General features: G+C 67.9%; 16 protein-coding genes. 11 read left to right on the top strand and 5 right to left on the bottom strand.

Annotated elements, in window-relative coordinates; genetic code table 11:
- Positions 1-184 precede the first annotated feature (184 nt).
- From ftsQ to DDF62_RS00720, 9 genes are all read left to right on the top strand, one after another.
- On the top strand, positions 185-1,090 hold the full coding sequence (gene ftsQ, locus DDF62_RS00760) for a cell division protein FtsQ (protein WP_116487335.1): 906 nt from the start codon (positions 185-187) through the stop codon (positions 1,088-1,090).
- Between the two features lie 33 nt (positions 1,091-1,123).
- On the top strand, positions 1,124-2,449 hold the full coding sequence (gene ftsA / locus DDF62_RS00755; RefSeq protein WP_101711281.1) for a cell division protein FtsA: 1,326 nt from the start codon (positions 1,124-1,126) through the stop codon (positions 2,447-2,449).
- A gap of 429 nt (positions 2,450-2,878) precedes the next feature.
- Positions 2,879-4,423: a cell division protein FtsZ gene (gene ftsZ, locus DDF62_RS00750; RefSeq protein WP_116487334.1), complete on the top strand. Its 1,545-nt coding sequence runs from the start codon at positions 2,879-2,881 to the stop codon at positions 4,421-4,423.
- A gap of 266 nt (positions 4,424-4,689) precedes the next feature.
- Entirely contained in the window at positions 4,690-5,160 is a 471-nt protein-coding gene (locus DDF62_RS00745; protein ID WP_116487333.1) for an Lrp/AsnC family transcriptional regulator, read from the top strand.
- 285 nt (positions 5,161-5,445) lie between these two features.
- Positions 5,446-6,564, top strand: coding sequence for a histidinol-phosphate transaminase (hisC, locus tag DDF62_RS00740; RefSeq protein ID WP_116487332.1), 1,119 nt, complete (start codon positions 5,446-5,448; stop codon positions 6,562-6,564).
- Positions 6,565-6,594: 30 nt separating this feature from the next.
- Positions 6,595-7,656, top strand: a complete 1,062-nt coding sequence (hppD, locus tag DDF62_RS00735) for a 4-hydroxyphenylpyruvate dioxygenase (RefSeq protein WP_116487331.1) — start codon at positions 6,595-6,597, stop codon at positions 7,654-7,656.
- A 157-nt stretch (positions 7,657-7,813) separates the two neighbouring features.
- A complete protein-coding gene (gene hmgA, locus DDF62_RS00730; RefSeq protein ID WP_116487330.1) occupies positions 7,814-9,091 on the top strand; it encodes a homogentisate 1,2-dioxygenase in 1,278 nt (425 codons plus the stop codon).
- Between the two features lie 25 nt (positions 9,092-9,116).
- The gene (locus DDF62_RS00725) at positions 9,117-10,121 is read left to right on the top strand and encodes a fumarylacetoacetate hydrolase family protein (protein WP_116487329.1); all 1,005 of its coding nucleotides are present in this window, start codon (positions 9,117-9,119) and stop codon (positions 10,119-10,121) included.
- A complete protein-coding gene (locus tag DDF62_RS00720) occupies positions 10,118-10,492 on the top strand; it encodes a Rieske (2Fe-2S) protein (RefSeq protein ID WP_116487328.1) in 375 nt (124 codons plus the stop codon). Before DDF62_RS00725 ends, DDF62_RS00720 begins: the two co-directional genes overlap by 4 nt.
- A 159-nt stretch (positions 10,493-10,651) precedes the next feature.
- Here the strand turns inward: DDF62_RS00720 and DDF62_RS00715 are convergent, their stop codons facing one another.
- Positions 10,652-11,017, bottom strand: coding sequence for a c-type cytochrome (locus DDF62_RS00715; protein ID WP_116487327.1), 366 nt, complete (start codon positions 11,015-11,017; stop codon positions 10,652-10,654).
- Positions 11,018-11,149: 132 nt separating this feature from the next.
- Here DDF62_RS00715 and DDF62_RS00710 point away from each other — a divergent pair, with 132 nt between their 5' ends.
- Positions 11,150-11,716, top strand: a complete 567-nt coding sequence (locus tag DDF62_RS00710) for a GNAT family N-acetyltransferase (RefSeq protein WP_116487326.1) — start codon at positions 11,150-11,152, stop codon at positions 11,714-11,716.
- Between the two features lie 21 nt (positions 11,717-11,737).
- Here DDF62_RS00710 and DDF62_RS00705 read toward each other — a convergent pair whose 3' ends face one another.
- From DDF62_RS00705 to DDF62_RS00695, 3 genes are all read right to left on the bottom strand, one after another.
- Entirely contained in the window at positions 11,738-13,159 is a 1,422-nt protein-coding gene (locus DDF62_RS00705) for a PI-PLC domain-containing protein (protein WP_116487325.1), read from the bottom strand.
- A gap of 205 nt (positions 13,160-13,364) precedes the next feature.
- Complete coding sequence (locus DDF62_RS00700) at positions 13,365-14,186, bottom strand: flagellin (RefSeq protein WP_101719006.1); 822 nt, start codon at positions 14,184-14,186, stop codon at positions 13,365-13,367.
- 318 nt (positions 14,187-14,504) lie between these two features.
- Positions 14,505-14,849, bottom strand: coding sequence for a hypothetical protein (locus DDF62_RS00695; RefSeq protein WP_116487324.1), 345 nt, complete (start codon positions 14,847-14,849; stop codon positions 14,505-14,507).
- A gap of 74 nt (positions 14,850-14,923) precedes the next feature.
- On the opposite strand from DDF62_RS00695, the gene DDF62_RS00690 reads away from it, so the two are divergent.
- Positions 14,924-15,907 carry a helix-turn-helix transcriptional regulator gene (locus DDF62_RS00690; RefSeq protein ID WP_116487323.1) on the top strand — a complete coding sequence of 328 codons (984 nt, stop codon included), beginning with the start codon at positions 14,924-14,926 and terminating at the stop codon, positions 15,905-15,907.
- Here DDF62_RS00690 and DDF62_RS00685 read toward each other — a convergent pair.
- Positions 15,904-16,914 carry a DNA topoisomerase IB gene (locus DDF62_RS00685; RefSeq protein ID WP_116487392.1) on the bottom strand — a complete coding sequence of 337 codons (1,011 nt, stop codon included), beginning with the start codon at positions 16,912-16,914 and terminating at the stop codon, positions 15,904-15,906. The two genes, DDF62_RS00690 and DDF62_RS00685, sit on opposite strands and share 4 nt — an antisense overlap.
- Positions 16,915-16,939 lie beyond the last annotated feature (25 nt).

Raw genomic sequence — 16,939 nt, 5'->3', positions numbered from 1 at the left:
GCGCGTCTTGGTTGCCGAGGCGTAACGCGACGGCCTCTTCGTTATCCCGGCATTAACGACCTTCGGGCCTTTCTACGCCTCCGTAGGCGCTTCGCCCGAAACCGCTCCGTCGTCGAACGACGGTCGGGTTTGGAGAAGTGTCGAAGGGTTCCGTTTTTCCAGTGTCTGATGGTGGAGGACGCTTATGCCCGCGGCAGTGCGGGGGGGACCGCGCAAGCCAGCGCGCCCCCGGGCCGAAGCGCCCGCAGGTCCGAACAAGGCTCGCCCGGCTCAGCAACAGCCGGCGGGGAAGCTGCATGCCGCGCGCGGCGGCGTCGGCGTGTCGCCGACCCTGGCCCTGGGCGTCGCCGGCGGCGCGCTCGCGCTCGCCCTGGTCGTCACCCTGGCCACCGGCCACCGCGCCGAGCGCCTGGGCCAGGCGATGGTGCACGGCGTCGACGGCGAATTCGCCAACCTGGGCTTCAAGCTGAAGGCCGTGCACGTGACCGGCGCCTCGGCCACCGCCCAGGCCGACATCCTGAAGGCCAGCGGTCTCTACCAGGACCAGCCGACGCTCGGCATGGACCTGGTCGATCTGAAGTCCCGCGTCGAGGGAGTGGGCTGGGTCAAGTCGGCCAAGGTGGTCCGCCTGCTGCCCGACACCGTGATGATCGCCGTCGAGGAGCGCCCGGCCCTGGCCGTGTGGCAGCACTCGGGCCGTCTGAAGGTGATCGACGCCGAGGGCCGCATCATCCGCGAGGCCGACGCCGCGCGCTTCCCGCATCTGCCGCTGGTGGTGGGGCAGGGCGCCGACCAGGCCGCCGGAAACATCCTGCCGGCGGTCAACGCCCGGCCGCGCCTGCGCGATCGTCTCGAGGCGCTGGTGCGCGTCGACGACCGCCGCTGGGACCTGCGATTGAAAGATGGCTCGCTGATCCAGCTGCCGGCCATTGACGAAGAATCCGCGTTGATTCAATTGGATCAACTGGACCAGCGGCAACGCATCCTCGATCTCGGCTTCGCGCGCATCGACCTGCGCGATCCCGAGATGGTGGCGATCCGGCCCCGAGACTCCGTGCTGCCCGGGCAGCCCGTGGCCAACGGGGCGTAAGAACAGAAACGATGGACTGAGGTGACCCTGACCATGTCGCGACTTGAGGACCGGAGACAGGCCCGTGACGGCCTGAAGGCGACGCTCGTGCGTCAGCCCGCGGTCGCGGCCGTGGACCTGGGGGCGTCGAAAGTCACGTGCTTCATCATGAAGGCGGACGGCGTCCACCGCGACAACCGCACCCTGACGACCGCCGGGGTCGGCTACGTGCAGTCGCGCGGCGTGCGCGGCGGGGCGATCGTCAATCTGGACGAAGCCGCCCAGGCGATCGCGCAGGCCGTGGAGCGCGCCGAGACGGTCGCCGGCGTCAGCGTCCAGGGCGTCAGCGTCTGCACCGCGGGCGGCCAACTGGCCAGCCACCGCGTCCACACCCAGGTCTCGCTGGGCGCCCGTCCGATCGCGGACGGCGACCTGTCGCGCGCCATTTCGTCGGCCCTGGCCCAGGTGCGCCTGCCGGGCCGCAAGCCCGTGCACCTGCTGCCGATCGCCTGGTCGGTCGACGGCCAGAAGGGCATCCGCGACCCGCGCGCCATGTTCGGCCGCTCGCTGGGCCTGGAACTGCTGGTCGTCTCGGTCAACGAGAACATCTTCCATACCCTGGCCCACTGCGTCGAGCGCGCCCACCTGTCGTTCGAAGGCATCGTCGCCGCGCCCTTCGCCTCGGCCCTGGCGGCCCTGGAAGAGGACGAGATGGACCTGGGCGCTGTCTGCATCGACATGGGCGGCGGCTCGACCTCGGTGGCGGTGTTCAACAACGGCGCCCTGTGCCACGTCGACAGCCTGGCCGTCGGCGGGGGGCACGTCACCCAGGACATCGCGCGCGGCCTGCAGACCTCGGTCGCCGGCGCCGAGCGCATCAAGACCCTGCACGGATCCGCCATCGCCTCGGCCAACGAGGACCGCGAGATGATCGAGGCCCCGCCGCGGGGCGACGATCCCGGCGCGGGTCCCGTCATCGCGCCGCGCTCCTTGCTGAAGGGCATCATCCAGCCGCGCGTCGAGGAGACGCTGGAGCTGCTGCGCGAGCGCCTGAAGGCCTCGGGCGCGCCGGTGGAGCCGGGCGCGGGCATCGTCCTGACCGGCGGCGCCAGCCAACTGGCCGGCGTGCGCGAAGTGGCCGTGCGGGTGTTCGACCGGCCGGTGCGCCTGGGCCGTCCGCGCCGGGTGCCGCACCTGGCCGACGCCGCCTCGGGCCCGGCCTTCTGCGCCGCCGCCGGGGTGCTGCATCGCACGGCCTTCGGTCCGCGCGAGGTGGTGTCGCCCAAGACCCTCAGCGGCGGGCAGGTGCGCAAGCGCCCGATGGATCCCAACGCCTCGCCGGTGGCCAAGGCCGCCGCCTGGCTGCGCGACAACCTCTAAGCCGTCGTCTCGACGCGGAAATTCGTCAGCGCCTCGCCTGAAAGGGCGGGGCGTTTTCGTGCGTCTGGACCAAATCACCCGGCTCGCCCGATGGGTGAATTAATCCTGTCGTTTAACTTTCTAAGTGCCTGAATGGCCAAACAGTGTAGTTTCGCGCCCCCGAATCCGAGGGCCTGGACGCAGAAAACAGGCCAGCGGCGTTCCGCCGCACAAGGGTTCCGGCCCCGCTTGTAAACCAAGGAGTTCCAAGCAATTCCTTTGGATAACTCGCTTTTTTCCCTGTAAGCGGGATCGACCTGCAGCCGACTCAGATTATGGCTTTAACCGCCAGTTAACGATGGTGGTTGTTCTGTTAACCCGATCGTCGAGGCGTTACCGGCTTGCGGTCGGTTCATTTGGCGAATTCGGCGTAAGGACGCGAGGGTCCCCATGGCTATTTCTCTTTCGGCGCCGCGCACCACCGAGCTGAAGCCGCGTATCGTGGTCTTCGGGGTCGGCGGCGCGGGCGGCAACGCCGTCAACAACATGATCGAGGCGGGCCTCGAGGGTGTTGAGTTCGTCGTCGCCAATACCGACGCCCAACAGCTCCAGTTCGCCAAGACCGACCGTCGCATCCAGCTCGGCGTGCAGATCACGCAGGGCCTGGGCGCCGGCGCGCACCCCGAAGTGGGCATGAGCGCCGCCGAGGAAAGCTTCCCCGAGATCGGCGAGCACCTGGAAGGCGCTCACATGGTGTTCATCACCGCCGGCATGGGCGGCGGCACCGGCACCGGCGCGGCTCCGATCATCGCCAAGTGCGCCCGTGAACGCGGCATCCTGACCGTCGGCGTGGTGACCAAGCCCTTCCACTTCGAAGGCCGTCACCGCATGCGCCTGGCCGACGCCGGCATCCAGGAGCTGCAGCGCTACGTCGACACCCTGATCGTCATCCCGAACCAGAACCTGTTCCGCGTCGCCAACGAACGCACGACCTTCGCCGAAGCCTTCGGCATGGCCGACCAGGTGCTGCACTCGGGCGTGCGCTCGATCACCGACCTGATGGTGCTGCCGGGCCTGATCAACCTCGACTTCGCCGACGTCCGCACGGTCATGACCGAGATGGGCAAGGCGATGATGGGCACCGGCGAGGGCACCGGCGAAGACCGCGCCCTGATGGCCGCCCAGAACGCCATCGCCAACCCGCTGCTCGACGAAGTGTCGCTGAAGGGCGCCAAGGCCGTGCTGGTCAACGTGACCGGCGGCATGGACATGACCCTGCTGGAAGTCGACGAGGCCGCCAACGCGATCTCCGACCAGGTCGACGCGGAAGCCAACATCATCTTCGGCGCGGCCTTCGACCCGTCGCTGGACGGCGTGATCCGTGTGTCGGTGGTCGCCACCGGCATGGACGGCGCCTCGATCCAGCAGATCGAACCCAAGCCGGTCGCCCGCAACACCCAGGCTCCGCCGCTGCTGGCCGAGACCTCGCGTCCCGCGCCGCAGCCGGCTCCCCAACCCGCGCCGCAGCCGGTCGCCCAGGCTCCGGCCCAGCCGGAAATCCGCCCGGGTTCGCGCTACGAAGCCCGTCCCATCGAGCGCCCGACCGCCACGGCCTATCCGGAACCGGCTTACGAGCCGGCACCGCAGCCGCACGCCCAGGCCGACCTCTACGCCCAGCCGGAAGCCGCCTACGAGCCGGAACCGGTCTATGAGCCGGCCCCCGCGCCGCGCGTCACCCGCATCGTCGACCCGATGGTCGCCGAGGCCGACGACGAGCCGCTGTACAGCGATCACTACGAGGATCGCCGTCAGCAGAAGAGCGGCGGCTGGATGAGCCTGTTCGGCGGCGGTCGCCAGCAACGCTACGAGCCGGCCCCGCAGCCGCAAGCGCGCCAGACCAGTTCGGTGCGTCCGCAACTGCAGCCGATCGAGCCCCAGGCCGACGACGGCGAGGATCTGGAGATCCCGTCGTTCCTGCGCCGCCTGGCCAACTGAACACCGAGTTAGTACCAGTAAGCGTAACAGTAAGCGTAAAGCGTAAGTCGAAGCGCCCGGGTCCTCTGGCCCGGGCGTTTTGCTGTCTGGGCGCCAGATGCTCCCCCTGAAGGGGGAGCTGTCGCGGAGCGACTGAGGGGGGGAGTGGCTTCCGACCCTCCGCAACAACTTCCCCCTCCGGCCCTTCGGGCCACCTCCCCCTTCTGGGGGAGGATTGGAGAGCAAACTCGTCATATACTGCCGCCAAATCAGCTGATCCGGTCACGATGAAGCTCACGCGCACCGACAAGAAGATCCTCGACGTCCTGCAACGCGACAGCGGGGTCACCAATGTGGAGCTGGCGGATCGGGTGGGGCTGTCGCCAAGTCCCTGCCTGCGCCGGGTCAAGCAGCTGGAGGTCGCCGGCCTGATCAGCGGCTATGTGGCCCTGCTGGACCGGCGCAAGGCCAAGCTGGACCTGCTGGCCTATGTCGAGGTCGCCGTCGATCGCCACAACGAGGCGGCCGCCGAGGCCTTCAAGGAGGCGATCCTGCGTGAGCCCCTGGTGGTCGGCTGCCACGCCATGACGGGCAGCTATGACTATCTGCTGCGGGTGGTGGCCCCGAACCTCGACGCCTATGCCGAGTTCACGATGAAGCGGCTGCTGAAGATGCCGGCGGTCAAGGACATCCAGTCGAGCTTCGTTCTGGAGACGATCAAGGACTCCACGGCCCTGCCGCTGGATTATCTGGAGTAGGGGGGCAAGGAACCTCCCCCTGTGGGGGAGGCGATCGCGTAGCGATCGGTGGGGGGCGTGACTGCGAGCCTTCCAGCACCGCGGAAACTGAGAATCTCACCCCCGCCGGCCTTCGGCCTCCTCCCCACAGGGGGAGGTTTTCTAATAGCGGGCCGTCTGTCGGATTGGCGGGATTTGGGTCATAAAATGACCTGCAAAGTGTCAACGCCGGTCATCATCGTCACAACACGTCTCTGCGCCTGACCTATCCTGACGTCCGTATCCCCGACTCCCGGAGCGGCCGTCATGCTGGTTCTCGATCGCAAGCCCCAAGCCGCCGCCCAGACGCCGATGCGTGCCGCCCTCGACGGCGTCGTGGCCTACAAGGCGGGCATGACCCTGGCGGAGGCCGGTCGCCGAACGGGCCTTTCCGACTTCGCCAAGCTGGCCAGCAACGAGAACCTACTGGGCGCCAGCCCGAAGGTCGCCGATGCGGTGATGGCCGCCGTGGCCGAGCCGCAGATCTATCCCGACCCCTATTGCGAGACCCTGCGCGCGGCCATCGGCCAGCGCCTGGGCGTGCCCGCCGCTCGTCTGGTGGTGTCGCCGGGTTCCGAAGCCCTTATCGACTACGTGTTCCGCGCCGTGCTGGCGCCGGGCGATGAGATCCTGCTCTCCTCGCCGACCTTCCCGGCCTACGACATCTTCGCCAGGTGCGCCGAGGCGGCGCTCGTCGACGTGCCGCGCCTGGCCAATTTCGACCTCGACGTCCCGGCCGTGGCCGCCGCGGCCGCCAAGGGCCCCAAGCTGCTGATCCTCTGCACGCCCAACAACCCGACCGGCAACGCCCTCTCCAAGGAAGCCGTCGAGACCGTGCTGGCCGCCACCCCGAAGACCACGCTGGTGTTCGTCGACGAGGCCTATCGCGAGTATTTCGAGACCTACGACATGCTGGCCGTGCTGGAGGCCTGGGGCGGCCCGTGGATCGCCGCGCGCACCTTCTCCAAGGCCTATGGCCTGGCCGGCATGAGGGTGGGCTACGGCATCGCCTCCTCGGAAGAGCTGATCGCCTATCTCGATCGCCTGCGCCCGCCGTTCAACGTCACCGCCGTCAGCCAGGCCGCCGCCCTGGCCGCCTGGGAGGACCGCGAGCACCTGGCCTCGACCGTCGCCCTGACCCTGTCCGAGCGCGCTCGCGTCGAGGCGGCGCTGGACGAGATGGGCGTCGAATACACCCGCTCCGAAGCCAATTTCGTCTTCCTGCGCACCCCCGCTGGCCCCGAAGCCACCGCCATGCGTTTGTTGCACGAAGGGCTCATCGTCCGCCCGACGCCCGTCAAGGGCGGCTGGGTGCGCATCACCATCGGCCGGCCGGCCGACAACGACCGCCTGATCGCCGGCCTGCCGGCCGCGCTGGTTCCGTAAGAGAACATCACGAGCCTTAGGGAGGCCCGCATGCCCGTCACGTCCGACAACCCCCTCGGCCTGAACGGCTTCGAGTTCGTCGAATTCACCAGCCCCGATCCAGCGGCGATGAAGGCGATCATCGAGCAGTTGGGCTTCGTGCCCGCCAGCACCCATCCGACCAAGGCCGTGACCCGCTACAAGCAGGGCCGCATCAACCTGCTGGTCAACGAAGAAGCCGCCGGCCAGGTCGCCGACTTCCGCGCCGCCCACGGCCCGTCGGCCAACGGCATGGCCTTCCGCGTCGGCGACGCCGAGCAGGCCTTCGCCGACGCCCTGAAGCGCGGCGCCAAGGCCGCCGACGCCAGCCGCTCGGTGCTGGGCGAAGGCGCCAAGGTGCTGGAAGGCATCGGCGGGTCCTTGCTCTATCTCGTCGAAGGCGAGGGGAGCATCTATGACGCCTGGACGCCGGTGGCCGGCGCGGCCGAGGCCGAAGCGGCCAATTCGGTGGGCCTCGATCTGCTCGACCACCTGACCCACAACGTCAAGCGCGGCCAGATGCGCACATGGTCGACCTTCTACAATCAGGTCTTCGGCTTCGAGGAGCAGAAGTACTTCGACATCAAGGGCCAGGCCACGGGCCTGTTCAGCCAGGCGATGATCGCGCCCGACAAGGCCATCCGCATCCCGCTGAACGAAAGCCAGGACGACAAGAGCCAGATCGAGGAGTTCATCCGCCAGTATAACGGCGAGGGCATCCAGCATCTGGCCCTGACGACGGACAATATCTACGACACCGTCGAGCGCCTGCGCGCCCGCGGCGTGAAGCTGCAGGACACCATCGAGACCTATTACGAGCTGGTCGACAAGCGCGTGCCCGGCCACGGCGAGGACCTGGAGCGCCTGCGCAAGAACCGCATCCTCATCGACGGCAATGTCGGCGACGAGGGCCTGCTGCTGCAGATCTTCACCGAGAACCTGTTCGGGCCGATCTTCTTCGAGATCATCCAGCGCAAGGGCAACGAGGGCTTCGGCAACGGCAACTTCCAGGCCCTGTTCGAGAGCATCGAGCTGGACCAGATCCGCCGCGGCGTGATCACGGTCGACGCGTAAGGCGTTCGCGCAAAAATACCTTCGTCGTCATCCCGGCCGAAGCGTAGCGTAGAGCCGGGACCCAGGGGCGGTGCGTACGGCCCCTGGGTCCCGGATAGCCCCTTCGAGGCTTCCGGGATGACGAGAGAAAAAGTGCTGGGAAGGCACGGAAACGCACATGGACCTCCGCTACCAGACCGGCTTCGGCGCCCACTTCGCCACCGAGGCCGTGACCGGCGCCTTGCCGGTCGGGCAGAACTCGCCGCAGCACGTGCCGTTCGGCCTCTATGCCGAGCAGATCTCCGGCACGGCCTTCACAGCGCCCCGGCATGAAAACCGCAGGAGCTGGCTCTATCGCCTGCGGCCCAGCGCCGGGCACGGACCGTACAAGCCCTACGACCAACCGCGCCTGACCAGCGCCTTCGACGGACCGGTGACGCCTAACCGCCTGCGCTGGAGCCCGATCGAGATCCCCGCCGAGCCGACCGACTTCGTCGACGGCCTGGTCACCTTGGCCGGCAATGGCGACGTGGCGGCCCAGGCCGGCATGGGCGTGCACCTGTACCTGGCCAACGCCTCGATGCGGGACCGGGTGTTCTACGACGCCGACGGCGAGCTGCTGATCGTGCCGCAGCAGGGCGTGCTGACCCTGGTGACCGAGATGGGCCGCCTGAAGGCCGGTCCCGGCCACATCGCCGTCATTCCGCGCGGCGTGCGCTTTCGGGTCGAGGTCGACGGTCCTTCGCGAGGCTATGTCTGCGAGAACCATGGCGCGGCCCTGCGCCTGCCGGAGCTGGGGCCGATCGGCTCCAACGGCCTGGCCAATCCGCGCGACTTCGAAACGCCGGTGGCCGCCTTCGAGGACGTGGATGCGCCGACCCAGGTGATCCAGAAGTTCCAGGGCGAGCTGTGGGCGGCGCAATGGGATCACAGCCCGCTGGACGTGGTGGCCTGGCACGGCAATCTCGCGCCGTACCGCTATGACCTAGCGCGGTTCAACACCATCAACACGGTCAGCTACGACCACCCCGATCCGTCGATCTTCACGGTGCTGACCTCGCCCAGCGACACGCCGGGGACGGCGAACGTGGACTTCGTGATCTTCCCGCCGCGCTGGATGGTGGCCGAGCACACCTTCCGCCCGCCCTGGTTCCACCGCAACGTGATGAGCGAGTTCATGGGGCTGGTGCACGGCGCCTATGACGCCAAGGAGGGCGGCTTCGCCCCGGGCGGCGCGAGCCTGCACAACTGCATGAGCGACCATGGCCCCGATGTGGCCAGCCATCGCAAGGCTGTCGACGCCGAGCTTGGCCCGCACAAGATCGATCACACCCTGGCCTTCATGTTCGAGAGCCGCTGGGTGATCGCGCCGACGAAGTTCGCGCTGGAGCATCGCGCGCTTCAGGCCGACTATGATGCGTGCTGGGACGGGTTCCCCAAGGCCCGCCTGCCGTAACCAGAACAGGAAGAGGAAGCGCCGAATGAAGCTCGCGTCTCTGAAGGGCGGCCGCGACGGCCGGCTGGTCGTGGTGTCGAACGACGTGGCCTGGTGCACAGACGCCGGGACGATCGCGCCGACGCTGCAGGCCGCGCTCGACGACTGGGAGCGCTGCGAGCCCTTGCTTCGCGGGCTGGCCGAAAGCCTCGAGCACGGCGGCGTGCCCAAGGAGCGCTTTCACGAGCACGACGCGCTGAGCCCGCTGCCGCGCGCCTACCAGTGGGTGGACGGCAGCGCCTACGTCAATCACGTGCAACTGGTGCGCCAGGCCCGCGGCGCGGAGATGCCGGAAAGCTTCTGGACCGATCCCCTGATGTACCAGGGGGCGTCGGACGGCTTCCTGGCCCCCCGCGACACCATCCCGCTGGCCGACGCGGCCTGGGGCTGCGACCTGGAAGGCGAGGTCGCCGTCATCGTCGGCGACGTGTCGCTGGGCGCCAGCCGCGAGGAGGCCCTGGCGGCCATCCGCCTGGTGATGCTGTGCAACGACGTCTCCCTGCGCAACCTGATCCCGGCCGAGCTGGCCAAGGGTTTCGGCTTCGTGCAGTCCAAGCCGGCCAGCGCCTTCTCGCCGACGGCGGTGTCGCCCGACGCCCTGCCGGGCTGGAAGGACGGCAAGCTGCATGGCGCGCTGCTGATCGAGCTGAACGGCCAGGACTTCGGCCGCGCCGACGCTGGCGTCGACATGACCTTCGACTTCGGGACCCTGGTGGCCCATGCGGCCAAGACCCGGGCGCTGTCGGCCGGCACCATCGTCGGTTCGGGCACGGTTTCGAACCGCGACGCCGACGGCGGTCCTGGCAAGCCGATCGCGCAGGGCGGCCTCGGCTATTCGTGCCTGGCCGAGGTGCGGACCGTGGAGACCATCCTGCACGGCGCCCCGCAGACGCCGTTCCTGATGGGCGACGACACCGTCCGCATCGAGATGAAGGACGCCAAGGGCCACACCATCTTCGGCGCCATCGAACAGACGGTCGAGCGGGTTTGACGGAAGACGCCGCAGTGGTCGGACGCGTCTGGTCGACGCGGGCTGGGATCAATCTTGGCCCGCTGGACCTGATCGCCGACGGGGCGGCGCGCAACTACGTGCTGCAGATCGGCGAGAACCGCTTCCACGGCTTCGTGGTGCGGCGGGGCGAGGCGGTGTTCGGCTATGTCGACCGCTGCCCGCACGCCGGCCTGCCGTTGGCCCAGCAGCTGGACCAGTACCTGACGCCTGACGGCGGCATGATCGCCTGTTCCTGGCATGGGGCGGTGTTCGCCATCGAGGACGGCGCCTGCCTGGGCGGACCTTGCGCCGGCGGCCGCCTGACGCCCTGGCCGGTGATGGTCGAGGACGGCAAGGTCCGGACGGCCTGATCGCGGGCAAAAGAAAAGCCGCCCTCCAGGAGAAGAAGGCGGCCCAGTGAATTGGGAGGAAACGCCCAGGAAGGGCAGGACCTGTATAGCGGCTTTCGCTACGCGTGACAACGTTGTCATGAAGTTTTCGGCGAAAATAGTTCGCCGTGTGTCCGGGCCCTATTTCCGCCGGCGCGCGGCGGCGATCTCGGCGGGCGTGATCGCCTTGCCCTTGTTGCCCCAAGACGTACGCGCATAGGTCAGCAGCCCGGCGAGGTCGGCGTCGGTGAGGTCGTCCTTGAAGCCGGGCATCTCGTTCTTGCCGTTCAGCACGATGGAGAGAAGCGGCTTGGCGTCGCCCTGGATCAGCTGCGCGCCGGCCAGGGCCGGATAGGCGCCCTTGACGCCCTTGCCGCTGGCCTGGTGGCAGGCGGCGCAGTTGTCGTCGTAGAGCGTCTTGCCAGGCGGGGGCGCGGCCAGGGCCGAGGCGGCGGGCAGGGCGGCCCCGGCCAGGACCAGGGCGGCGAAGGTGGTGTTGCGGTACATCAGGTCTCCCCGGGGAGGGTGTCGGCGACTCGACGGCGTCGGCTCCGTCGCCGGGCAGGTTAGCCGAGGCGGGCGGTCGCGAGATAGGGCGCGGGGTCTTGCACCAGCGCCGGGCCGGGCTATTTCGGACCCATGACCGATCTGACCCTGCGCCTGGCCAGGCCCGAGGACATCCCCGTCCTGACCACGCTGATGAACGCGGCGATCGCCGAGTTGCTGACGCCGTTCCTGCCGCCGGAAGGCGTGGAGGCCTCGTTCGAGGTCATGGGCCTGGACAGCCAGCTGATCGCCGACGGCACCTATTTCGTCGTCGAGGACTTTTCGCACGAGGATGGCGGAGAGATCGCCGGCTGCGGCGGCTGGAGCCGTCGCGCCACCCTGTTCGGCGGCGACCATTCGGCGGGGCGCGACGCGGCCATGCTGGACCCGGCCCGCGACGCCGCTCGCGTGCGGGCGATGTACACTCACCCCGATCACGTGCGGAAGGGCGTGGGCCGGATGATCCTGGCGGCCTGCGAGCAGGCCGCGGCGGGCGAGGGCTTCACCCGCGCCGAGATGGCCGCGACCATGGGCGGCGTGCCGCTGTACGAGGCCTGCGGCTATACGCTGATCGAGCCGTTCACCGCGCCGACCTCCAAGGGCTACGACGTGCCGCTGGCGCGGATGGGCAAGGCCTTGGGACCGGCCCCGGCGCGCTAGACGCCGGAGCCGGCCGCCGGCTCACTTGACGAAGAGCTTCTGGTTGCTGGCGATCATCAGGTCCAGCAGGCCTTCGGGGTCGCTGACGAAATCCAGAGGCAGGGTTCCATAGCGGCCGACGCCGGTCTGCACGATGTACTGGAAGATCCGGGCGTTGATGTTCTTGAACCCCGTCGCATAACCGCGCGGCGTCTCGGGGCCGGCCAGGCTCAGGAAGTTGATGAACCAGGTGCCGCTATATTCCGTCCGGGCGACGTCGGAATACTGCTGAACATAGGCGGTCTTGGCGTCCTCGGTCTGTTTCTCGTAGTTGTCCTGGATCGCGTAGGCCTGAAGATAGGGATCGCCGGGCTTGTAGTGGTCGAGCTGGTAGTTGACGCCGGTTTCGCCCTTCAGCTTGACCTCCGCGAAGGTGTCGGAGTTCTGGGGCCAGGGATAACGGTTCGTGCCGCCCTTATCGGTGAACTGGATCATCTGGATGCCGCTTAGCGGCGCGTATATCGGGTTGCCGCCGCTCTGGAGCGGGTAGCGGCGCAGAAGGACGATCTTGCCTCTCAGCTCTTTCAGGGGGAGCTGAAGCTGGCCGGCTTCCAGGCGCTTGAGGCCTGCGCCGGGCGTCTGGAAGGTGTCGCTCAGCGACCGATCGAGAAGCCCGATCAGGTTGTCGTGAAAGTTCTCGAGAGGATTGTCGTCGACGTCCGAGTTGACGCAAAGCACGATCGTTTCCTTCGGACCGCGATCACGCAGGAACTCGGCCATCGGCGCGGCGCAGTCCTTTTCGAAGAACTTCCCGGTGCGCGACAGTCCGTGGCAGATCTGGAGCGGATAGAACGGCGTCAGGCGGATGTCGAAGTAGCGGACGCCCGCGTCCAACTGCTCGGCGATGGTCAGGTCCTGGCAGCGGCTCAGGTCGATGATGTCGGCGGCGGTGCCCGCGTCATGGGCCCCCGGCAGGGTGAGGTCGCGCAGCATCGTTTCATCCGGCAGGTTGGACATCCAGGTCTTGGCGTCGATGCGCGGGATGATGGCGATGGCCAGGTGGCGGTCGTTCTCGTCCTCTCCGGTGCCGTACTCCACCTCGAGCACCCGGAAGTCGCCTGCGGCCGAGCCGAATGTAGGCAGGTAGCCCTTGCGTTCACCGGCGTCGAAGAACTTCTTGGTATCCTCGTTGACCCCTTTGATCGGCGCCCAGCCGTCGCCGATCGTACCGACCTCTCCGCGGCCGATCGCGAAGTTCAGTCGAAACTCCGCCGTCTTGGTGTCGTCGGCGATGTGCAGCGGAAGGAGTTCGGTGGAGCTGAACGGGGCGACGCGGGCGCCCTGAAACTGCATGGGCGTGCGATCGTAGGGCGGTTCCCAGTTATGGCGCTCCATCAGGCTGAGGCTGAGAATGGCGTCATACGGCGTCATGTTGAAGATCTGGAGGCTACAGAACTGGGTCATCGGCTTTCCATCGGCGGGCGCTGTTGTGGTCGACGCAATGTCGACTTCCCGACGTGAATGCCGCGTACGCCTTCTGGCCGCAGTGCGCAAAAATACACTTATTGAGGGTTTTTCGGGCGAGCGCTGCTCGAGCCCGTCGCGCCTGGGCGCGAAGAGTGGGGCGGGCCATGCGGCCCGCCCCGGTAGTCTTGGCCGTCGTTTCCGCTTAGCGGAACAGGCTCAGGATCGAGCTCGACGACTGGTTGGCGATCGAGAGCGCCTGGATGCCCAGCTGCTGCTTGGTCTGCAGGGCTTGGAGCTTGGCGCTTTCCTTGGCCAGGTCGGCGTCGATCAGGTTGCCCACGCCGGCGTCGAGGCTGTCTTGCAGCTTGCCGACGAAGTTCAGGTGGGTGTCCAGGCCGGTCGAGCTGGTGCCGAGCGAGGCCAGCTTGTTGGTCGCCGTCTGCAGGGCCGTGTCGATGGTGGTGATCATCGTCTTGGCCGCGGCGGCGGTCGTGAAGGTGGTCGTGGTGCTCAGGCCGATGCCGGCCAGCGACAGGGTCTTGGAGTTGACCGTGATGCCCGACCCGTCCGAGTTGGCCAGGTAGGTGAGCTTGGTGGTCTTGCCGTCGATGATGCTGGCGCCGTTGAACTTGGCGTTGGAGACGGCCTTGGTGATCTGGTCGCGCAGCGAGTTGAAGTCGGCCTTCAGTGCGTTGAACGACGCGGTGTTCAGCGAGGTGTCGGAAGCGGCCAGGGCCTTTTCCTTCATCTTGCCGAGCAGGTCGGTCACCGTGTCGCCGGCCGCCAGGGCGACGTCGATCGTGGACTGACCGCGTTGCAGCGAGTCCTTCACGGCGTTGATCGAGGACGAGGTGGCCGACTGGTTCTTGGCGGTGGCCCAGATCGCGCCGTTGTCCTTGGCGGAGCCGATCTTCTTGCCGGTGTTGATCCGCTGTTGGGTGACACCGAGCTCGCTGTTGGTCGAGTTCAGGTTCTGCAGGGCGATCATCGCCCCCGAGTTCGTGTTGATGCTGTTCAGCGCCATTACGAAGACTCCTTCTTGAGGTGTCCGACGTCATTTTGACGGTCGGAGGGCTTTTTGCCCCACTGCAATGTTTCGTAATATTCTTGACATTGAGTGAAAATGTCGCGGTTATCGGCGCGTTTACTGTGATGATTTGTTAACCGAGATTGACGCAGCCGGCGTGACTGAATCGAGCTCGATGTCGACATGAGGCCCTCAGGTTCACGGGGGCTCGCCTAGTCTCTGGAACCCTTGCCGGAAATGGCGAAAGCCGGGCTGGAGACCCGGCTTTCACGCTCGAAGATTCAAGCTGTTCCTCGGCACGCGGCGCCGGAATGGTCACGCGCAGAGCCGGGCCGGTTCAGGCTCGTGGTCTTCGGCGTCGAACAGGTCGAAGGCCTCTTCCCAGGCCGCCAGGCGGGTTTCGCGCAGGGCCGCGTCGTCGATCACCCGCACCAACTGGTCCTCGCGGTCGTTCCACACCAGGCCGACGTCGGTCGCCCGCTCGGCGTCGCCGCCCAGTAGCAGGATCACGTCGGCCTTGGCCGCGCGCTCGGGGCTCAGGCGCATCAGGGTGCGGCCGCCGCCCAGGTCGCGGTGGATGTCGGCGAAGGCCAGCACGGCCGAGATCATCGCGGCGCTGACCGGACGAACGTGCCAGGGCTGGCAGGCGAGGCGGCTCATGTCGGTTTCTCCGAACCATTGCGATGCTCCCTTTTCCACGTGCGTTGCGACAGAAACGGTCGTAATGATCCGGAATGAGACATGAGAAGGCGACGAAGCTGCTCGACCTGGCCCGCCGGCTGGCCAGTTCTTCCGAGGGGCTGACCCTGGACGAGATGGCCCAGGCGATGGAGGTGGGGCGGCGGACCGCCGAGCGCATGCGCGACGCGGTGTGGTCGGCCTTCCCGCAGATGGAGGCGATCGAGGACCCTCCCACCCGCCGTTTTCGTATTCCGTCAGGCCTGGACAGCCTGTTCCAGACCCCGACCGCCGAGGAGCTGGCGGCGCTGCGCACGGCGGCCGATTCCAACGCCGCGGCGGGCGCGGAGGCGCGGGCCGCGGCGCTGTATGCGCTGGAGGGCAAGCTGCTGTCGGCCCTGAAGGGGTCGGCCCGTCGGCGCGTGGCCCCCGACGTCGAGGCCCTGGTCCAGGCCGAGACCATCGCCGTCCACGCCGGTCCGCGCCCGTTCGAGGACCAGGGCGTGCTGGCCGAGATCCGCTCGGCGGTGAAGGGGCTGACGGCGCTGTCGTTCCGCTACGAGGGCGGCAGCCAGCCGGGCCGCACCCGCACGGTGACGCCGCTGGGCATCCTGTTCGGCCGCAGCAACTATCTGGTGTCGCTGGAGGGGCAGAGCCCGCGCCCGCGCACCTTCCGCCTGGACCGGATGAGCGAGGTCGAGGCTTTGGACAAGCCGGCCTCGCCGCCGGCCGCCTTCTCGTTGCAGGCCTTCGCCGACGAGAGCTTCGGCATCTATCACGGCGAGATCGAGGACGTGGTCCTGCGCATCAAGTCCGAACGGGCCGAGGACGCGCTGCGCTGGCGTTTCCACTCGAACCAGGTGGTGACGCAAGGACCGGACGGCGTCGTCATCGTGGCTTTCCGGGCCAGCGGCATGCTGGAACTGGCCTGGCACCTGTTCACCTGGGGCGACGCGGTGGAGATCGTCTCGCCCGAGAGCCTGAAGCACAGGATGATCGAGGAGCTGGAGAGAGCGCTGGCGGCGCATCGGCAAACCTAGGCGGCCACCAGTCTCAGCAGCGCCAATTCCCGCGCCCTGGCCGAGCTCGCCCGTCGCCTGGGCAGGGCGCTGGCCTCGAAGGCTTCGAGCACACGAGGGTGGATATAGGCGGCGCGGCAGACGGCCGGGGTGTTGCCCAGCAGGCCGGCCACGGCCTTGATGCAGAGGTTCAGGGCCTTCTTCGCCTCGGTCTTGCTGGTCGGGGCGGGTTGGAGGCTCAGCGCCTCGAGCGCCGCCAGCGAGCCGTACCAGGTGCGGAAGTCCTTGGCCGAGAAGTCCTCGCCGGCGACGGCGCGGATGTAGTCGTTGACGTCGTGGCTTTCGATCGAGCGGCGCTGGCCGTCCTCGTCGAGATACTGGAACAGGCGCTGTCCGCGCAGGTCCTGGCAGGCGCGCACGATGCGCGCCAAGCGTTGGTCGCGAAAGCCGGTGCGGTGGATCTTGCCGCTCTTGCCCCTGAACTCGAACACCGCCCCGCCGCCGGCGAGCTTCAGGTGGCGCTTCTGCATGGTGGTGAGGCCAAAGCTCTTGTTGGCCCTGGCGTATTCGTCGTTGCCGACCCGGATGAGGGTCAGTTCCAGCAGGCGCACGACCGCCGCCAGCACCTTCTCGCGCGGCAGGCTGCGACGGGAGAGGTCGGCTTCCACCCGCTTGCGAAGGCGGGGCAGGGCGCGGCCGAAGGCGGCCATGCGCTCGTATTTGCGCGCCTCGCGATCGGCGCGCCAGTCGGGGTGATAACGATACTGCTTGCGGCCCCTCTGGTCGCGGCCGACCGCCTGGATATGACCGTTGGGATCGGGGCAGATCCAGACGCTCGTCCAGGCCGGCGGGATGGTCAGGGCGCGGATCCGCTCCAGTGTCGCCTCGTCCTTGACCGGCCGACCATCGGCGTCGGCATAGGCGAAACGGCCGGGCTTGCCGAGACGGGTCAGGCCCTGTTCCTGGTCGTTGACATAGGCCAGCAGGACTTTTTCGGCGGCCTGGGTCGCGTTGGTGTCGCGGGCCACGGCGCTCACCGTGCGCCGAAAGCGG

The organism is Caulobacter radicis, from assembly GCF_003094615.1.
GTDB classification, from domain to species: Bacteria; Pseudomonadota; Alphaproteobacteria; order Caulobacterales; family Caulobacteraceae; genus Caulobacter; species Caulobacter radicis.
Note: the sequence above shows the minus strand (reverse complement) of the source record. Positions and strands in the feature narration are given on the sequence as shown.

Excerpts from the sequence above, each read along its gene's own strand:
- DDF62_RS00695 (WP_116487324.1), bottom strand. The coding sequence starts at position 14,849 with ATGAGCCGCCTCGCCTGCCAGCCCTGGCACGTTCGTCCGGTCAGCGCC.
- DDF62_RS00690 (WP_116487323.1), top strand. The coding sequence starts at position 14,924 with ATGAGACATGAGAAGGCGACGAAGCTGCTCGACCTGGCCCGCCGGCTG.
- hppD (WP_116487331.1), top strand. The coding sequence starts at position 6,595 with ATGCCCGTCACGTCCGACAACCCCCTCGGCCTGAACGGCTTCGAGTTC.
- DDF62_RS00700 (WP_101719006.1), bottom strand. The coding sequence starts at position 14,186 with ATGGCGCTGAACAGCATCAACACGAACTCGGGGGCGATGATCGCCCTG.
- DDF62_RS00710 (WP_116487326.1), top strand. The coding sequence starts at position 11,150 with ATGACCGATCTGACCCTGCGCCTGGCCAGGCCCGAGGACATCCCCGTC.
- DDF62_RS00745 (WP_116487333.1), top strand. The coding sequence starts at position 4,690 with ATGAAGCTCACGCGCACCGACAAGAAGATCCTCGACGTCCTGCAACGC.
- hmgA (WP_116487330.1), top strand. The coding sequence starts at position 7,814 with ATGGACCTCCGCTACCAGACCGGCTTCGGCGCCCACTTCGCCACCGAG.
- ftsQ (WP_116487335.1), top strand. The coding sequence starts at position 185 with ATGCCCGCGGCAGTGCGGGGGGGACCGCGCAAGCCAGCGCGCCCCCGG.
- ftsZ (WP_116487334.1), top strand. The coding sequence starts at position 2,879 with ATGGCTATTTCTCTTTCGGCGCCGCGCACCACCGAGCTGAAGCCGCGT.
- DDF62_RS00705 (WP_116487325.1), bottom strand. The coding sequence starts at position 13,159 with ATGACCCAGTTCTGTAGCCTCCAGATCTTCAACATGACGCCGTATGAC.
- ftsA (WP_101711281.1), top strand. The coding sequence starts at position 1,124 with ATGTCGCGACTTGAGGACCGGAGACAGGCCCGTGACGGCCTGAAGGCG.
- hisC (WP_116487332.1), top strand. The coding sequence starts at position 5,446 with ATGCTGGTTCTCGATCGCAAGCCCCAAGCCGCCGCCCAGACGCCGATG.
- DDF62_RS00725 (WP_116487329.1), top strand. The coding sequence starts at position 9,117 with ATGAAGCTCGCGTCTCTGAAGGGCGGCCGCGACGGCCGGCTGGTCGTG.
- DDF62_RS00715 (WP_116487327.1), bottom strand. The coding sequence starts at position 11,017 with ATGTACCGCAACACCACCTTCGCCGCCCTGGTCCTGGCCGGGGCCGCC.